The 18031-nt window shown below is 61.9% G+C and carries 18 protein-coding genes; 10 read left to right on the top strand and 8 right to left on the bottom strand.

Going from position 1 to position 18031, the window contains the following annotated elements; genetic code table 11:
* Positions 1-212 precede the first annotated feature (212 nt).
* Positions 213-1367: a M20 aminoacylase family protein gene (locus tag L0U83_RS37660; protein WP_233889663.1), complete on the top strand. Its 1155-nt coding sequence runs from the start codon at positions 213-215 to the stop codon at positions 1365-1367.
* A gap of 39 nt (positions 1368-1406) precedes the next feature.
* Positions 1407-2723 carry an MFS transporter gene (locus tag L0U83_RS37655; protein ID WP_233889659.1) on the top strand — a complete coding sequence of 439 codons (1317 nt, stop codon included), beginning with the start codon at positions 1407-1409 and terminating at the stop codon, positions 2721-2723.
* A 28-nt stretch (positions 2724-2751) separates the two neighbouring features.
* Here the strand turns inward: L0U83_RS37655 and L0U83_RS37650 are convergent, their stop codons facing one another.
* Positions 2752-2988 carry a hypothetical protein gene (locus tag L0U83_RS37650; protein ID WP_233889657.1) on the bottom strand — a complete coding sequence of 79 codons (237 nt, stop codon included), beginning with the start codon at positions 2986-2988 and terminating at the stop codon, positions 2752-2754.
* 24 nt (positions 2989-3012) lie between these two features.
* Here L0U83_RS37650 and L0U83_RS37645 point away from each other — a divergent pair, with 24 nt between their 5' ends.
* Entirely contained in the window at positions 3013-3159 is a 147-nt protein-coding gene (locus L0U83_RS37645; RefSeq protein ID WP_233889654.1) for a hypothetical protein, read from the top strand.
* A gap of 10 nt (positions 3160-3169) precedes the next feature.
* Here the strand turns inward: L0U83_RS37645 and L0U83_RS37640 are convergent, their stop codons facing one another.
* The 5 genes from L0U83_RS37640 to L0U83_RS37620 all read right to left on the bottom strand — a co-directional run bounded on the left by L0U83_RS37640 (position 3170) and on the right by L0U83_RS37620 (position 8690).
* Positions 3170-4468: a CitMHS family transporter gene (locus tag L0U83_RS37640; RefSeq protein WP_233889648.1), complete on the bottom strand. Its 1299-nt coding sequence runs from the start codon at positions 4466-4468 to the stop codon at positions 3170-3172.
* 61 nt (positions 4469-4529) lie between these two features.
* The gene (locus L0U83_RS37635) at positions 4530-5432 is read right to left on the bottom strand and encodes a hydroxymethylglutaryl-CoA lyase (RefSeq protein WP_233889646.1); all 903 of its coding nucleotides are present in this window, start codon (positions 5430-5432) and stop codon (positions 4530-4532) included.
* Entirely contained in the window at positions 5429-6217 is a 789-nt protein-coding gene (locus tag L0U83_RS37630) for an enoyl-CoA hydratase/isomerase family protein (RefSeq protein ID WP_233889644.1), read from the bottom strand. The genes L0U83_RS37635 and L0U83_RS37630 overlap by 4 nt, the downstream gene beginning before the upstream one ends.
* 10 nt (positions 6218-6227) lie before the next feature.
* Positions 6228-7391: an acyl-CoA dehydrogenase family protein gene (locus L0U83_RS37625; protein ID WP_233889643.1), complete on the bottom strand. Its 1164-nt coding sequence runs from the start codon at positions 7389-7391 to the stop codon at positions 6228-6230.
* A 45-nt stretch (positions 7392-7436) separates the two neighbouring features.
* The gene (locus L0U83_RS37620) at positions 7437-8690 is read right to left on the bottom strand and encodes a CaiB/BaiF CoA transferase family protein (protein ID WP_233889641.1); all 1254 of its coding nucleotides are present in this window, start codon (positions 8688-8690) and stop codon (positions 7437-7439) included.
* A gap of 212 nt (positions 8691-8902) precedes the next feature.
* Here L0U83_RS37620 and L0U83_RS37615 point away from each other — a divergent pair, with 212 nt between their 5' ends.
* The 7 genes from L0U83_RS37615 to L0U83_RS37590 all read left to right on the top strand — a co-directional run bounded on the left by L0U83_RS37615 (position 8903) and on the right by L0U83_RS37590 (position 14627).
* Positions 8903-9811 (top strand): LysR substrate-binding domain-containing protein, encoded by a 909-nt coding sequence (locus L0U83_RS37615; RefSeq protein WP_233889639.1) that lies wholly within the window; start codon positions 8903-8905, stop codon positions 9809-9811.
* 344 nt (positions 9812-10155) lie between these two features.
* Positions 10156-10554 (top strand): SCP2 sterol-binding domain-containing protein, encoded by a 399-nt coding sequence (locus L0U83_RS40985; RefSeq protein WP_373321192.1) that lies wholly within the window; start codon positions 10156-10158, stop codon positions 10552-10554.
* A gap of 11 nt (positions 10555-10565) precedes the next feature.
* Positions 10566-10853: a hypothetical protein gene (locus tag L0U83_RS37610; protein ID WP_233889637.1), complete on the top strand. Its 288-nt coding sequence runs from the start codon at positions 10566-10568 to the stop codon at positions 10851-10853.
* 1 nt (position 10854) lies between these two features.
* Entirely contained in the window at positions 10855-11127 is a 273-nt protein-coding gene (locus L0U83_RS37605) for a hypothetical protein (protein WP_233889635.1), read from the top strand.
* A gap of 2 nt (positions 11128-11129) precedes the next feature.
* Positions 11130-11792, top strand: a complete 663-nt coding sequence (locus L0U83_RS37600; protein WP_233889634.1) for a hypothetical protein — start codon at positions 11130-11132, stop codon at positions 11790-11792.
* 355 nt (positions 11793-12147) lie between these two features.
* A complete protein-coding gene (locus tag L0U83_RS37595) occupies positions 12148-13455 on the top strand; it encodes a DUF3466 family protein (RefSeq protein WP_233889631.1) in 1308 nt (435 codons plus the stop codon).
* Between the two features lie 119 nt (positions 13456-13574).
* A complete protein-coding gene (locus L0U83_RS37590; RefSeq protein ID WP_233889630.1) occupies positions 13575-14627 on the top strand; it encodes a glycosyltransferase family 2 protein in 1053 nt (350 codons plus the stop codon).
* Between the two features lie 523 nt (positions 14628-15150).
* On the opposite strand, the gene L0U83_RS37585 is transcribed toward L0U83_RS37590, so the two are convergent.
* A complete protein-coding gene (locus L0U83_RS37585) occupies positions 15151-15642 on the bottom strand; it encodes a flavodoxin family protein (RefSeq protein ID WP_233889629.1) in 492 nt (163 codons plus the stop codon).
* Positions 15643-17074: 1432 nt separating this feature from the next.
* Complete coding sequence (locus tag L0U83_RS37580) at positions 17075-17962, bottom strand: LysR family transcriptional regulator (protein ID WP_233889627.1); 888 nt, start codon at positions 17960-17962, stop codon at positions 17075-17077.
* Positions 17963-18031 lie beyond the last annotated feature (69 nt).

Genomic DNA, 18031 nt, shown 5'->3' with positions numbered 1-18031 from the left:
CACTGTGTGGAAGCGCGCCGCGCCGGCGCGCCTGGCCGTGCGCGGCCGCTCTGTCACCCACCATGATAGCCCACGCGCGCCGGACGTTCGCCGACCTCAGGGAATATCATTAGTTGAAGATTTCAACTATTGAATTATTCTTGGAACTGAACCGGTCGTCCATGTATCGTATGGACGTATCGCACACTCACTTACCAGAAGGGATTGGCGCAATGCAGACGGATAGCGAACTGAATGACCTGGGCGAACAAATGCGCGCGTGGCGCAGGGACATTCACCAGCATCCGGAGTTGGGTTTTCACGAGCATCGCACCGCCGGCCTGGTCGCGCAGCGGCTAGCCGACTGGGCGATCGACGTGCAGACCGGCATTGGCGGCACCGGCGTGGTCGGCACGATTCGCGGCACCCGCGGTGAGGGTCCGTCGATCGGTCTGCGCGCCGACATGGACGCATTGCCGATGAGCGAAAAAGGCACGCCCGCACACCGCTCGACCCACGACAACGTGTTCCACGGCTGCGGCCACGACGGCCACACGGCGATCCTGCTCGGCGTGGCGAAATACCTCTCCGCGCGTCGCGACTTCCGCGGCACCGTTCATCTGATCTTTCAACCGGCCGAAGAGACGCTGCGCGGTGGCTCGGCGATGATCGACGATGGCCTGTTCGAGCGCTTCCACTGCGACGAAATCTACGCACTGCATAACAACAACCAGTTGCCCGCTGGCAAGATCGGCGTGCGCAATGGCGCGATCCTCTCGGCCTGCGACCTCTTCCGCATCAACATCAAGGGCATCGGCAGCCACGCGGCGATGCCGCACAAGTCGATCGATCCGCTGATCGTCGGCACCACGCTGGTGCAGTCGATCCAGAGCATCGTGAGCCGCAACATCGATCCGCTCGATACCGCCGTGGTCAGCGTCTGCAAGTTTCTCTCGGGCACCGCGATCAACGTGATTCCCGACAGCGCGGTGCTCGAAGGCACGGTGCGCACGCTCTCGGTCAAGGCACAGGAAACCACGCTCGCGCGGCTGCGCGCGATCTGCGAAGGCGCGGCGGCGATGTATGGCTGCGAGGTGAGCTTCGAGCATCTGCAGACTTCGCCGCCCACGCTCAACACTCCCGCCGAAACCGAAACGGTGCGCCGCGCGGCCGAGCGCGTGCTCGGCGCGGACAACGTGATCGTCGACGTCGCGCCGCTGATGGCCTCGGAAGACTTCGCATTCATGTTGCAGCAGCGTCCGGGCTCGTACTTCTTCCTAGGCCATAACGGACTTACCTGCCATCACCCTGAATTCGATTTCGACGACGACACCGCCCCCACCGGCGCGGCCGTGTTCATAGAAATCGTTCGTCAACGGCTCGGCTAAGCTGACTGCATTCCACGCACTCGATCAGAAGGGACCGCTATGAACACCAAACCGACGCCGTCGCCGGCGATGGTGCGCAAAGTCGTAATCGCATCCGTACTGGGCAATGCATTCGAATGGTTCGACTTCGCGATTTACGGCCTCTTCGCCGTGATGATCTCGAAGCTGTATTTTCCGGGTGACAACGAATTCGCGTCGATGCTGCTGACGCTCGCGACGTTCGGCGTCGGCTTCGCGGTGCGCCCGCTCGGCGGCGTGCTGCTCGGCCTGTACGGCGATCGCGTGGGCCGCAAGAAAGCGCTTTCGCTGACGATCGTGCTGATGTCGATCGGCACCGGCATGATCGGCGTCCTGCCAACGCACGAAGCAATCGGCCTTGCCGCGCCGATCCTGATGGTGCTCGCGCGCTTGATCCAGGGCTTCTCGGTGGGCGGTGAATTCAGCGGCGCGACGACGATGCTGGTCGAATTCGCGCCCGCGAACCGGCGCGGCTTCTTCGGCAGTTTCCAGATGTGCTCGCAGGCGCTGGCGTTTTCGCTCGGTGCGCTCGTCGCGTATCTGCTGACCGTCAATCTCGCGCCGCAAGCGCTGGAGTCGTGGGGCTGGCGTCTGCCGTTCCTGCTCGGCATCCTTATCGGGCCGGTCGGCTGGCTGATCCGCTCGACCGTCGACGAATCGCCGGAATTCCTCGCCTACGCGAACGAAGTGCAGAGCGGTAAGGTCGAGCGCGTGAAAACGCCGCTGCGCACCGTGTTCCGCGACTATCCGCGCGCGATGCTCGGCACGCTCGGCATGTCGGTGGTCGGCACCGTGTCGGCCTACGTGTTCGTGTTCTTCCTGCCGATCTTCGCGAAGAAGCAACTGGGCATGTCGGCCTCCGACGTCAACCTGAGCACCTTCATCGGCACGCTGGTCATCCTCGTGTTCTGCCCGCTCGCCGGCTATCTTTCGGATCGCATCGGCCGCAAGGCAGTGCTGCTGCCGGCCATCGTCGCCTACAGCATCGCTTCTTACGTGCTGTTCAAACAACTCGTCGACGCGCCGACGTTCGGCTCGTTGCTCACGGTGCAGATCGGCGTGTCGTTCTTCATGAGCTTCTTCTGGGGCCCGACGCCGATCGTGCTGACGGAGGTGTTCCCCGTCAGCGTGCGTTCGACCGGCGCCGCGGTCACTTACAACCTCGCGGTGCTGATCTTCGGCGGCCTCGCGCCGTTCGTGAACACGTGGCTCGTGCATGTGACCGGCAGCAACCTCGCGCCGATCTATTACGTGCAGGTGAGCGTGGTCATCGGTCTGGCCGGCGTGCTGACGTTGCCGTCAACTGCTCGCCGCACCGCGCCCGGCTTCGCGACCTGAGGCTTCGTACGTAGCCGGCCCCGAGAAACTATTGGCTCGCCGGCTTGCTTGCGGCCGCGTCACTCGCGGCCTTCTGCTTTTTGGCGGCTTCGTGATGGCCGACTGCACACCCGGAGGCCGCGCCGGCCGTGCCGTGCTTGCCCGCGACGTGCCCAGCAACGCCGCCTACGGCCGCGCCTTTCAGGCAGCCATCAGCTTGCGCCGGGGTAGCAAAGGTGGCTGGAATGGCCACGGCGACAGCAAGAGAAAGGATCAGCTTTTTCATGGTATGGGCTCCGTGGAAGTGTGGATGGCTCCGTTCCATCCGATTCACGCACGGGTCATGCCCGCCACCTTGACTGCGCGCATTGGCGCGGTCTCCTATACGGAGAAGTTTCTCACGCATGCGGACGGCGCCGAAGGCGCGGCCCGCGGCCCCCTTGTCAGGTCGATCTGATCCGCCGCATTCAGAGCGGAAAGACGCCCATCACCACGCATGCCAACGTCATGACGACCGACGCACCGAAAAGGAATGGTATGGCGAACTTCTGATGCTCGGACAATTCCAGTCCTGCCAGCCCGACCAGAAGAAACGTCGCGGGCGTCAGCGGGCTCACCGGAAAGCCGGTCGTCATTTGTCCGAGAATGGCGGCCTGAGCGACCTGAATTTGCGGGACGCCAAGCTGATGCGCCGCGTTCGCCACGACCGGCAGAATGCCGAAGTAGAACGAATCGGGATCGAAAATCAGGCTCAGCGGCATGGAAATCAGCCCCATGATGAACGGAATATGCGAGGCATGTTCAGCGGGAATGAAGTGAACGGCGGCGTTGGCCATCGCGTTGAGCATGCCGGTTCCGGACATGACACCGGTAAAGGCGCCGGCCGCCAGCAGCACGCCGGCCATCATCAGCGCGGCGCTGGCATGCGCGTCGACGCGTACGCGCTGTTCATCGGCATTCGGGTAGTTGAGAAACAGCGCGATGACCGTGCCGATCATGAACATCACGACCGGCTCGACCTTGCCGCTGATCATCACACCCATCACCAAAATGGTCAGACCGAGGTTTGCCCAGAACATCTTCGGCCGGCGCAGCGCCCGCTCCTGTTCGGACAACTCGCGGGCCGGCACGACGAACGCGGCGCCATCGTTCACCAGACCCAGGCGGCGCTCTTCGCGCTTGCCGAGTACGAATGCGGTCACGAGCACGAAGACAATGCCTACGGCCTGAGCGCCAATGAGCGGCGTGAAGATATCGATGGCCGGAATACGCAGCGCGACGGAAGCCCGGATCATGACGCCGCTCCAGGGCAGAAAATTGATGCCCGCCCCCAGCGCCGCCATGCAGGTCAACAAGCGCTTGTCCATGTTGAGCCGTTCATAGACCGGCAGCATGGCCGGCACCGTAACGAGGAAGCACACCGCGCCGGAACCATCGAGGTGAATGAGCAGCGCGAGCATCGCCGTGCCCATCAGGATGCGTGTAGGGCGGCCGCCCACCGCCCGCAGAATGCGGTTGATGATGGGATCCAGCATGCCGGCATCGCTCACAATGCCAAAGTACAGAATCGCAAAGATAAACATGCCGACGACGGGCGCAACGCTCTCGATGCCCTTGACGACGAACGTCGCCGTTTTCAATCCGGAGCCGCTGATCAGCGCGGCGACGATGGGTACGGCGATCAGCGCCACGAGGGGCGACATCTTCTTCGTCAGGATGAGCGTCAGTAGCGTCAATACCGATACGAGCCCGATTATTGCCAGCATGTTGTCTCCATGCGCCGTTTAAGAACGGCAGATATTTTTAATGAAAGCGGCGGCCGCCTTGTCAGGTGCTCTGGCGTTTGGCGAGCATGGCCTGCGTCACCTTGGAACCCGGCTCGCGCCCGAGTTGCTGTGAAATCCATACAGAGGTGTCGACGAGCCGGTCGAGGTCGATACCGGTCGTAGCGCCCAGGCCGTGCAGAAGGTAAGCGACATCTTCCGTGGCGATGTTGCCCGATGCGCCCTTCGCATACGGACAGCCGCCAAGACCGCTCACGGAGCTGTCGAACACGCGCAGCCCGAACTGGTACGAGGCATGCACATTGGCCGCGGCCATGCCGTAGGTGTCGTGGTAGTGACCGGCCAGTCGCTCCACCGGCACGCGCCTGGCGACCGCCTCCAGCATGCGCAGCACCGAAGCGGGCGTGCCGGTGCCGATGGTGTCGCCCAGCGACACTTCATAACTGCCCAGTGCCACCATTTGCGCAGCGACCTCGGCCACCCGTTGCGGAACGATCGGCCCCTCATAGGGGCAACCCACCACGCACGAGACATAGCCGCGCACGCGCACGCCTTCGCGTTGCGCGGCCTCGAACACCGGCTGGAAACGCTCGATCGATTCGCTGATCGAGCAATTGATGTTGCGTTGGGAAAAACTCTCCGACGCAGCGGCAAAAACGGCCACCTCGCGCACGCCATGCGCCAATGCCGCCTCGAACCCCTTCAGGTTGGGTGTCAGCACAGGGTACGTCACGTCCGGGTGCCGTGGCAGCGCCGCCATCAGTTCGGCGTGGTCAGCCATTTGCGGCACCCACCGGGGCGAAACGAACGATGTCGCCTCGACCGTGCGCAGACCCGCCTCGATCAAACGTCCGATGAGTTCGATCTTCGTTGCGGTTGCAACCGTCTGCGTTTCGTTTTGCAGGCCGTCACGCGGGCCGACCTCGACGATGCGAACCTGGGTCATGCCTGCTCCCACGCGGGCTTGCGCTTCTCGAAGAAGGAACTGAGACCCTCGCGGCCTTCGGCCGAGGCGCGCACGTCGGCGATCACGTCGGCGGTCATCTCCAGCAATGCCTCGTCGACCGGACGATCCACCACGTCATCGAGCAACTGCTTGGTGCGCGCCAGCGCGGCCGGACCGGCGCCGAGCAGCTGTTGCGCAAACCGGTCAACTGCTTCGTCGATCGCGCCCGGCTCGCATAGGGCATGCATGAAGCCGATACGGTGCGCCTCGGTGGCCGAAAGCCGCTCGGCGGTCAGCATATAGCGCCGCGCAGCCGCAGCTCCCATGGCCTGCACCACGTAGGGCGAAATCATCGCGGGCACGAGGCCGATGCGCACCTCGCTCAGGCAGAATTCGGCCGCTGGATCGGCAATGCGAATATCGCAGGCCGATGCCAGGCCCATGCCGCCAGCAAAGGCATGCCCGTGCACGCGTGCGATGGTCGGCTTGGAGCAGGTATGCAGCGCGTGGAGCATCTGCGCCAGCTCCACTGCGCTGGCCCGGTTTTCCGCGTGGCTGTATTCGGCCATCTGTTTCATCCAGCCCAGGTCAGCGCCTGCGCAGAATGCCTTGCCGCGGCCCGCCAGCACGACTACCCGTACGCCGGTGTCGGCGCCCAACGCGCGCACCGCGCCGGTCAGCTCGCTGATCAGCGCCTCGTTCATCGCATTGCGCATGTCGGGCCGGTTGAGCCAGATCGTGGCGACGCCGCGCGCGACCTCTATCTCAAGGTTTCGATAGTCCATAAGCGCTCGCTCAATAGGATTTCGGCAGCCCCAGCACCTTTTCGGCGATGAAGCACAGGATCAGTTGCGGGCTGACGGGCGCGAGGCGGGGAATCCAGCTCTCGCGCATGTAGCGCTCCACATGAAACTCCTTCGCGTAGCCCATGCCGCCATGCGTGAAGATCGCCGTCTCGCAGGCGCGAAAACCGGCTTCCGCGCCGAAGAACTTCGCGGCATTGGCCTCGGCGCCGCAGGGCTTGTGCTGGTCGTACAGCCATGCGGCCTTCATCGCGAGCAAGAAGGCCGCTTCCAGCTCGATCCAGCGCTCGGCGAGCGGATGCTGAATGCCCTGGTTCTTGCCGATGGGCCGGTTGAACACCTCGCGCTCGCCGGCATACCTGGCAGCGCGCGAAAGCGCCGCACGGCCGAGACCAATCGCCTCGCTGGCGATCAAAATGCGCTCGGGGTTCATGCCGTGCAGGATGTATTCGAAGCCCTTGCCCTCCTCGCCGATGCGGTCCTCCACGGGAATGCGCAGCCCGTCGATGAACAACTGGTTCGTGTCCACACACTTGCGGCCCATCTTCGGGATCTCGTGCACTTCGATCTTGCTGCGGTCGAAGTCGGTGTAGAACAGAGAGAGGCCCTCAGTGCCCTTGCACTCCTCCACCGGCTTGGTGCGCGCGAGTAGCAGCATCTTCGTGGCCTCGCGCGCGGTGGAGATGAACACCTTCTGGCCATGCACCACGTAGTGGTCGCCTTCTCGCACGGCGCGCGTCTTGAGCTTGAGCGTGTTGAGCCCGGCATTGGGCTCGGTCACGCCAAAGCAGGCCTTGTCCTTGCCGGCAATCAGCGGCGGCAGCATGCGCTGCTTCTGCTCCTGCGTGCCGAACACCACCACCGGATGCAGACCGAAGATGTTCATATGCACCGCCGACGCGCCTGACAATCCCGCGCCGGTGCTCGCAATGGTGTGCATCATCAGCGCCGCTTCGGTAATGCCGAGCCCCGCGCCGCCGAACTCCTCGGGCATGGCTATGCCCAGCCAGCCGGCATCGGCGAGCGTGCGGTAAAACGCTTCGGGGAACTCGCCATCGTTGTCCCGCGCATACCAGTACTCGGCGTCGAACGGGGTGCAGACTTTCTCGATAGCATCAACAATCTGCTGCTGGGCTTCTGTTAGTGCGAAATCCATGGTGTGTCTCGTGAGATTCTTGAAGAGAACTGAATCGAATCGTGCTCAGGTGGGCGTGGCCGTGCCATGCGATTGATCGAGGGCATCGATCTCGGAGTCAGACCAGCCCAGCTCGCGCAGGATATCGACGGAGTCCTCGCCCAGACGCCGGGCGGGCGACGGCTCGACGCAAGCGCTACGAGACCACGTCGTCGGATTGCCCAAGGTACGCAAAGGCCCTTCGGTCGGGTGAACCTGGTGGCCGATAAAACCCACGGCAGTGAGATGCGGATCGTCCACCAGATCGTGCGGCGAGTTCATGGGCATGTTCGGGATGTCCGCCTGCTGAAGCAGCGCCTGCCACTCCGCCGTGGTACGCGTGCGCATCAAATCGGCGACCCAGGCATAGACCTCGTCGATGTGCTTCGCGCGATTGGTATGGGTGGAAAAGCGATGATCGCTCTCGAACTTCTCGGCCTGACCAATGGCGGTGAAGAACGCGCGCCAGTGCTTGTCGTTGTAGATCAGCACGCACAGGTGTCCGTCCTTCGTTTCGTATGGCCGGCGGTGCGAGGTCAACAGCCGTGCATAGCCAGGCTCGCCGTCCTGCGGCTCGAAGCTCAGACCCGCGAGGTGATCGCCCAGTACGAACTGCGCCATGGCCTCGAACATCGGCACGACGACAGCCTGGCCGGTCCCGGACTTCTCGCGCTCATAGAGGGCCGTCGTCACGGCGTATACCGTGTGCAAACCGGTGACACGGTCGGCCAGCGTGAGCGGCGCATAGCAGGGCTTGTCGGCGCCGTACTCGCTCATCAACCAGGGCAATCCGGAAGCGCCCTGTATCAGATCGTCATAGGCCGGCCTGGCGGCATAGGGGCCATCCTGGCCAAAGCCGCAACAGGACACGTGGATGATGCGCGGATTGACGGCCCGCACCGCGTCGTAGTCGAGGCCCAGACGCGCCATCGCCTGGGGGCGCACGTTGGAGATCAACACATCGCAGCGCTCGGCAAGTTGCAGCGCCGCCTTGCGCGCCTCAGGCTGCTTGAGGTCCAGCACGAGGCTGCGCTTGCCGCGGTTGGCATGCAGAAAGATATGGCCCATGCCGGGGTGCTTCATCGGCCCCACGTGGCGCATGTTGTCGCCATCGGGTGACTCGACCTTGATCACCTCGGCGCCCAGAGCGGCGAGAATCTGCGTCGCGAAGGGTCCCATCACGACAGAGGTCAGGTCCAGGATCCTCACGCCAGCCAGCGGACCGCCACGCGCCTGCGTCGCGGTTTCGTCTCCAGAGCCCGCATTTACGTCGGGTTTCATCGTGCCTCCTGCATGTTGGTCATCGGCCGATCAGATATCGGCGACATGCGAGCGACTGTAGGGAGGGCAACGATTCCCGTCCAATTGCGTTTTCGGTTCGGACGATCTTTTTTTCGAATCGACGATGCATCGATGAGGCACGACGCGACCCGACGATTTACAGAAAATATCGACGAAGCATAAAATAGTTAGAAATAGCTATCGACGTCGATATGAAGATCCACTATCTCCGATACTTCGCGGTGCTCGCCGAGGAATTACATTTCGGACGGGCGGCTGAGCGCCTGTCCATCACCCAGCCGCCGCTGAGTTCGGCTATCAGGGCATTGGAGGATGAGGTCGGCGCCCGGCTCTTCGATCGCGACAGCAAGCAGGTCCAGCTCACGCCGGCCGGCGCCGCCTTCCTGGTGGAGGCCCGCATCATCCTGGAGCGCATTGCGCGCGCCAAGGACACGGCCAAGGCCGTCGCCAGCGGCAGACGCGGCCGCCTCGATGTGGGGGTGACCAGTTCGTTCTTCTATCGCGAGCTGCCCAGGATCCTCACGGCATTCGACGAGGTGATGCCGAATATCGAGGTCATCCTGCACGAGACCGGCTCGGCGGAACAAGTTCAGGCGCTCTTGCACGGTGAATTGCACGTTGGCTTCATCAACGCCGCCACCGCGCCGCCCCAGTTGAAATCGATTCCGTTACGCGCGGACAAGCTGGCTGTGTGCCTGCCGGAATCGCATGCGCTCGCGCACCGTGAATCCCTTCGCGTCGCGGATCTGGAGCACGAGCACTTCGTCATGTTCGACCGCGAAGTCGCGCCCGCCAACTATGACAACGTCATCGCCGCGTTCAGCCGCGCCGGGGTGCACCCGCGCACACGCCACGCAGCGCGAACCTGGCTGAGCATCGCGGCGATGGTCGCCAACGGTTTTCACATCGGGCTCGTGCCGGAGAGCATGGCCCGCTGCGGCATGCGCGGGGTGTGCTTCGTCCCGCTGTTGGATGCGGACGCGGTGTCCCCCGCGCTGATCGCGTGGAACCCCAGCTATGGCTCGCCGGGTCTGGACATCTTCGTGGAATGCGCGAGGCGGCATACCGATCCGGAAAGCGCCGCTTTCGAGCACGACTGATGTCGGCACAGCAACTGGCGTGGGAGGGTGCCGAAGCGTTGAGCTGGAATTGACCCACCACCAATCGAGCTCGGCCATTGCGCGGTGATAGGCGTCGTGCTCGGGCACGACAAGTGGCCGTGGTTCGCTCCGGTAGTCTCGCGTGACACCTGCGACCGAAACCAGTTCGAACGCATAAGGAAACGGTATCGCGCACAGCTTCTCGACGCTTTTCGCCATGCCGACGCGCCGCTGGGTATACGCGGCATAGGACTTTTCTTGCGGCTGGTCGACGGGCGGTTCAAACTGGCGCGGCAACCTGGCTTGGCAGTCCCACCCGGAGCGTCACGATTGTGGGGGCACAGATGACAACAGCGAGTGACACGTTTGCGGACTTTGCCAAACTGAAGGACCTCACTGGGGGCGGCTCCGACGTCGCATCCACGTTCGGTGCCATGGCAAGTCTCCTGTCTGGATTTGGTCGGGAAGCAATCCTCCAGTTCCGTTTGGAAGGAGACGAGCCGACGCAGAACTTCGTAGTCAACATCACGAAGACCGGAGTGAGCGTGGAGCATCAGCCCATAGCGAACCCAACGTTTCAGATCGTGTGCAAGCACTGCACCTGGCGTGAGATCGCGGCCGGCAAGTTGTCTCCCCTTGAGGCGTTCGCCACGCGACGCATACGAGTCTTCGGTTCAACGAAGCTCGGTGTGGAACTTCTTCGTCACCTACGCGGGTCGGGCAGTCGGATCCGCCTTTGTTGAGCGAGACGAGCATGCCAGAAGAAGACATTGGAACCGTGGCATATGTGAAAGTCTTGAACCACCCAGCTTTGGGCACGGCCTGTGAGTTTGGTCTTGTCCCAAGTAGCGGGCCCATCGAGCATCTTATTTTGTGGATGGACTCACCAGGCGTTTCTCCGGTGCCAACCGAAGCGGACTGGATCCTTCGGAACGCGCAGGTTGCGCTTCTGCGCGATGCCTTCGTGAGCAAGCTGCAGGTTGAGATTTTCAGGGCCGCTGATGGATCTGTCGTGAGTGTTTCTCTGGGCGCGTACGATTAAAATGCGCCACGAAGACTTCCAGGACTGCTGCGAAACATCCGAAAAGGGCACGGTCGGCGGTCCCTATCAGGGCAAGCTCGCCAACGTCATCCCTTTTTATCCGGACTCTGTCGGCATCCGAGTCCTGGTTCAGCCTCGACCAGATGACCTGGGGCCCCTGCTCTTGACGCCTGAAGGCGACAGCAGCCCGGCGCGCCATCTTCGCGATGGCATGCCTGAAGATTTGGCGCGTGCATACCTCGAAACCGTGCTTCACCCCGGCGCGCCGCATTGACAATGGAAAACCTCGTTGTCGTCTGCGCGGATGTCGGCTCGATCCAGAGGAAGAACTTCGGCTGGTGGGCTGCTGTGGGCGAGTCGGGAAAGGATCTATCGAGCCTTGCGGAATTCGTGGCGTGCGAATTGAACGGAGGCCGCAAGGTGGCCCTCGGATTCGAGTGCCCGCTCTTCGTGCTGGTCCCGGATGACGAAGCGGCGCTCACCCGCGCGCGCCCAGGTGAAGGCAACCGCCCCTGGTGCGCCGGCGCAGGTGGTGGCGCGCTGGCCACTGGCCTTGTGCAGCTCCCGTGGGCACTGCGGGCAATCCGGGAACAGCTCGACCATCCGGTTCCCACCTTCCTCGCCTGGGAGCCATTCACGCAAGCCCAGCATGCCGCGCTGCTGCTGTGGGAAGCGTTCGTTTCCGGGTCCGGAAAGCCCGAAGACTGCGACGACGAGCTGGATGTGCACGTTGCGGATGCACGCGCCGGCGTGGAGGCGTTTCTCGGTGCCCTTCCTGATCCTGTCCGGGCCAACGCCATCCCCGTGGCCGACCACGTCTATTCGCTCGCCGGCGCCGCGCTCCTGCGCACTGGCTGGGCCTCCGACACGGAACTGCTCCGGCAGCCGTGCCTCGTGCTGAAGACCCTGCCGCGGCCGTTCATTCTCCCCTGCCCCTGATATTGCGCTCTACTACTGGCCTCGCACGGCACCCCGTCACGGAAGCAGATCAAAAAGCGGGCTATCATTAAGTTGATGTGTCCACCAAACGAGAAGCAAAGTATCACACGGACAGGCTTGACGACGGGCCCGGGATACGTGGACTTCCTGTTACTGTCGCAGGCGGGCAAACCGTGACGCACACAACCATCACGCCGTCACCTATAACTGAACGACGCATGTCCCTTTTCAGGGAGCGAGCTGTCGAGGCTTGCCTGGAGCTCCACGCTGGTGCCAGTTGGCCGGGAACGGTCAACGATTGTTCCGTGAATGAAACGAGCGATTGATACCCAGTTCTCGGGTGTAGGAGGAACGTATGTATTCCTTAATGCCAATTCTGGGGCCCGACCCGGCGGCGATGCCAAGCGCGGAAGCATTCTCATTGGGTAATGATGGCCAGGCGGCCGGAGTCGCATCAGTGAGCGTCGACGAGATGCCGTTGGGGGTTGGCGCGCAGTGGCTAGACGGATTGCTCGCCTCCACGCTTCCGCCTCCGAATAACAGCACCCTCTGGGGAATCAACGACGGCCTTGTCGCTGTGGGAGGCACGACACCGGACAGCTATGCAACCATATCCGCCATCGTTGTCGACACTGGCAACGTGACGGACCTCTCGCCCCTGGTTGGCACGGCCTCATGGGCGGCCGACGTGAACGATGACGGCCTCGTGTGTGGCGGTGGCAGAAGCGGGAATGGCTTCCTATACAGCGTGCCCGCGAAGCGTCTCTTTGCGACCGTTCCGGGGGTCAACCTTTCAGTGATCAACAACCCGGGCGAAGCGCTCGGATTAGATGTTGAAGGAAAGGTTTCGGTCTATAGCGTTACGAACGGCACCACGAAGACGCTGAATGCAATGGCAGCGGCCTACGGCATCAACGACGATGGGATTGTCTGTGGCTCATCTGGTACGCCCCCTACATACAACGAAGTTCCCGGAATATGCGATTCACGTCAGGCGACACCGGTCTTCCAGGCGATCCCACTGCCCGCCGGAGCGATTCAGGGTACGGCACAGGCGATCAACAACAGTGGCGTCGTGGTCGGCACCTGCCTGTTTGGCGGTCAGCCGATGACGCAATCAGCGTTCGTTTATCAAAACGGGACGACCACGCTGCTGGACACGTTGATTTCCGAGCCGGGATGGCAACTGTCATATACGTTCGATATCAACGCAAGCGGGCAAATCATCGGAATGGGGAAGCTCAACGGCGTTCCGACGGCGTTCATGCTCACGCCCGCTTCAGGCTGGCAATGGTTGCAGCGCTTACCGTTGCCGATACTTGTCGGGACCCTACTCGGGGGAGTGGCGAGTGACGCAGGCGGGTGGACCATCATTGGCGGAAAGCGGATCCCGATCGATCCGTGGGGCCCCTGGCTCCAACTGCAGCCAGAGAAGCGCGATGCGCTCATGGCTTTGGCGATGGACGAAATCGCGAGCTTTATTGCCGACGAAGCAACCCGGGTGCAGGTGAGAACAACGTTGGTTGAAGCGGCAAAGAGCCGCCTGAAACGCATGGATGTCCGACCCGTTCGAACCGGGCCGCCACGAGCCGCTCGGGGACCGGGTGAGATCCCCTTGAAAAACGGGCTCCCGGTGTCCTGGCTCAGAAAATTTGGCCGCTGACGTGCGGTGTGGGTCTGGATTCGTCCCGTCTGTGGCGCGTCTCCCGGCGTTGACTGACTGGCGGAATGTTGACGCATCCTGCGCCTGCTTCCCGATGACCGGTCTCCCTGCATAGCCTCATGCGAGATAGCTCGGTCACGGTGTTCCTGGCGCGCGTCCGTGTTGCTTCCTGTGAGGGCGAAAAGCTTCGGCGGCTCTCCGCACCGGCCGGTCATCGACCCATTCTGAAGCCCGGCCATCCCGGCGCGTCCAGTCGGTTAAAATCCGTTGGCATTCCGAAGGCCGCAGCAAAGCGGCCTGCAAACCCACCACACTTCGCCATGCCTACAGTTTCCATCGTTGTCCCCTGCTTCAATCAGGAGGCGTTCATCGCTGAGGCCCTTGATTCCTTGGTCGCGCAGTCATACACCGACTGGGAGTGCATCGTCGTGAATGACAGCTCGACCGACGGCTCCAAGGCCATCGTCGACGCCTACGCGAAGAAAGACAGCCGCATCCTGTCATTGACCAGGGAAAACGGCGGCGTCGCGGCGGCGCACAACTTCGGTTTCTTCCAGGCGAGCGGCTCGCTCTTTGTGCCGCTTGATGGTAACGACAAAATCCACCCTGACTATCTCAAGCGCGCCGTCGAGTGTTTCGAGGCGTTCCCCAATACCGTGCTTGTGCATACCGGTACGCGGAGCTTCGGTGAAAACCGCAAGGTCTGGCGGTCGGCGGAGTACAGCTACGAAAAGCTCCTCTGGCAAAACTTGATCGTCAAAACGACCATGTACCGCCGCGAGGCGTTCCAGCGCGCGGGGGGCTATGCGCCGGAAATGGTGCATGGGTTCGAGTACTGGGAATTCTATGTGCGCCTGCTCGGCCCGGATGCGCATGTGCAGTACATCAGGGAGCCGCTTTACCTCCACCGCATCAAGAAAAGCTCGCGCTCGACCGAACTGGTGGAACAGGGCAAGGTCGAGGAGTCGCAACGCCTCATTTACGAGCGCAACCGCGAGCGGTATGCCGATCACAATGCGAACCCGATCAGCATATTCGACAAGCGCATGAAAGACTTCGCACCCATGCACGCCGCGCGCTACAAGCGGCAGGCCCGCTATCTGCACGCCGGATATGGCGTGCTCGTCCTGGTTCTGCTTGGCGTTATCGGCTTGCTCGTCGCGGCAGGCTAGAACAACGATTCCGGTCTGGATGTCACGTCGACGCAGTCAGCATGTGATTGATTGCAAACAGAGTTTTTATAGGGCCGCAAGGCAAAGGCTCGCTAGGCTTGAGTCGCTCTAACCGGAAAAATGCACGAAAAGCAAAGAGCCCCCGTCTATCGCGTCATCTGACAGTTGGTGCGGCTTACAAAGAACTTTGATGCGTTGTAGTGCGGGTAGACAGGGCCAAACGCCTTGCTGCCGCCAGGTCTCATGACGCACGAGGTTCCTCGTTGGCTACTGGCTCCCCAGGCACTTCGCCTGGATCACCCTGCGAGTTGACTTGCACGCGTTTCGGAGAGGTCTCGATATTGTAGTTGCTTTATCAACTACAATGAGATTACCCCGCGGGGCAAAACAACCGCTACAGCGCGCTCGCAGACTTCGCCATAGGCGTTACGCTGTACACGCTCTGGAGAGCGAAATTCAGATTAGGACTTGCAATCCGGCGAATCGAGCGGCACGAGAAATACGCGGACAGCGCACGCGTGACTCAAAAAATCCCCATGGCAATCCCCGCCGCAAGCCCCGCGCCAAGCTCGGCGCAACGTGCAAGATCGTCAGCGCCAATGGTCTTGGGCGCGAGGATGCGCTCGGGCGTCTGCGCATGCGTGCATACAATGACGCCCTCTGCCACCGCCTTCAACCGCCAGCCCGCTGCAATGCGATCGATCTGGCGCAGCGCGTTCTGCCCGTCACTGCCCGCGCAGATCATGACCGCATAAGGTCGACCGTTTACACGGTCGAGCGCCGCGTAGTAGCTGCGGTCGAAGAAGTCCTTCATCAGCCCGGACATGGCCGCGAGATTCTCCGGCGTCGCGAAGAGATAGCCATCGGCGGCGAGCACATCGTCCGGCTGCGTTTCGTCCGCAAGCTGGAGTCTGACCGTGACTCCCGATTGCTCGCGCGCAGCGGTGGCCGCTGCCTCGGCCATTTGCCGTGTGCCCCCCGTCATCGTGTGATAGACGATCAGCAGCGTCTTCATGCGTCTTTGTCCCGTAGGTTCCTGAGGAGTCTGCCGACGTGCCGGAACGGAGCGCCGCATCGTTTCGATGATACCGCACCGACAGCCATGCCATTCCGCTGCCGGAGAGCAGCACTGTCCGGACCGTCCCAGTGTGCTGATGACCTAACACCAGTCCACCGCCGACAAAGCGAGCTGGCGTGGTCGGGCATTGTCGGCGTTTTTGCTTCACGCTGCCCGGAATCTGCTTCCATGCTCGACGCGGTCTGTTGAATGATCAGATCGAAGACAGATAATTTGCAATCCTACTAAACATTGATCATAAAGCTTATAGTAAATTTCGTAGTACTACGAGTGATAGATTATCCATGACTGGACGTAGACAGGACGTGTCACCGCCTCTGTGCTCAAGCGCTTGTTGACGCCGCTGCGGCCAATCGCCCAAAACATCAGCAGTGGCTGCCTCCAGCCGCTTATCGGCCATCCCGTGGCGGGAAAACGGTACTGCCCACATATCGTAGCAAACCACTGTTGAGGTGGATCCCGTCAAGACCGGGGTTTCGTTCGAGCAAACGTCTGCCGCAACCTGCGCGTGACGGGTTGCTCCTCGGGCAGCAAGGTTCTTTTCGTTCGCCGGAGCCCGAAGGTGAGGTTTTCCTCAACATCATGGTCAGCGCAGCAGGCGCAGTTTCCCGTCCGGATCGCGCGCAACACGGGAGCACCAATGCCCTGGGCCACCCTGCGCTGTAGACTAATCTTCGTCGAGACAATATCGACCGTCATCCGAAATCGACCATCGTGCCTGAGCTTTCCGCACTCCCTGTTTCGACCCGGGACCTGGCAGTCGGCTAACTGTCGCGGTTCCGTCCGCGTCATTAGTCCATTCACGAACGCCACCATTTTGCCCGATCCGACTCATGGTCGATCCCGGCACCATAGAAAGTGCCTCCTCGCGCGTGAGCGCCACGTCCTCATCCGCCAACGCACTGACCTGAATAAGGCAACCGGTCAACAACACGATCAATGCTCGCATGCCCCCTCCCACATTTCTTTTGCTTCACACGCGTAAGAATTCGGGAAACGCTTCGGCAGAACTGCGCGGACTCATCGGTCGGCGGCTAAGTCTAGTTCAGTATGTCGACAAAGGGATCCCAACGGGTGCTCATGACTTTCGCCTGCCATGCGCCCGTTTTCGTGTCCGAAGACTGTCGTCAAGTGTAGTGGCGATTTTCTCGACACCCGTTCCGAATTGACCGATCCGCGCCACGACGATACCAGTGGATATCGAGAGCGAGCACCAACTCCGCGCGGTGATCGGCGAGGTCGAGGACTTCAATGCGCGGGCCGAGTCCAAGCTCTCTTCGCTCGATGGCTTGCTGGCCGAAGCATGAAATTAATGTTCGGAAACATCCATAAAATGCGATAAATTGGCTGAACTCCGGCCGCGCGCTTGCTAACTGAGGAGTTTAGCGGCCGTTCGCACGATTTCCGCGACGAACACTTTGACCATTGGATGGTTGCGTTCGCCGCGGCGATAAGCGACGTAGATTTTTCGGCGAAGCTCCGGCCTCAGCTTTACCCATGCGACGCCCGGAGGTAAGCGTAGCCTCCTGAGTCCAGGGACGACTGACACAGAGCAGCCGGAGGCCACCATCGCTTCGATCATCTCCGATCCACGGCATATGGCGTTGGTCCGAGGCTCGTACCCGGCGCGGCGGCACAAGTCGGCTACGAAGCTGCCAGAGGGTCCACCGGTCGATTCGATCGCCCAGGTTTCGTCCTTGAGATCGGCCAGGCTGAGCGACGGCTTTTTGCTCAGCGGATGGTCGGTCGACAGTGTCACGTACCAGACATCCTCGGCCAGCGGCACAATCGCGATGTTTTCCCGATTCTCGCCCGCCACGATTGAGAGATCGTCAATCAAGGCGATGTCCGTTCTCCAGGACCGCAGTGCCGCGACCCCATCAATTGCCTCCAATTCTTCGATTGCGATCGCCAGACGCGGATACGCGTGCTGCAGCGTCTTGACCGTGTCAGGTAGGACAACCGAGGCGATCGACTGAAACGCGGCAACGCGCAGCTCGCCGGCGATCTCACGCCGAAGCTCTGCCATTTCCGAGCGAGCTTCGTCCAGCACAACCATCAGCCGCTCGGCGTAGCCCACCAGTGCGTGGCCCGCGGGCGTAAGCCTGACCCTGCGGCCGATGCGCTCCGTGAGCGTGACGCCCGCCTCATCTTCAAGTTGTGCGATCTGCTGTGAAACCGCTGAGGGCGTAAGGAACAGAGCTTCGGCGGCAGCGGCAATCGTGCCACACCGCGCCAACTCCAGGAGTGCCCGCATTCGACCGAGCTCCAAGGCAGGTACCTCCTGAAAGAACAGATCGATTCAACAGAATTACTAATGTATTAC

The sequence above is a fragment of the Paraburkholderia flagellata genome (genome assembly GCF_021390645.1).
GTDB lineage: Bacteria > Pseudomonadota > Gammaproteobacteria > Burkholderiales > Burkholderiaceae > Paraburkholderia > Paraburkholderia flagellata.
Note: the sequence above shows the minus strand (reverse complement) of the source record. Positions and strands in the feature narration are given on the sequence as shown.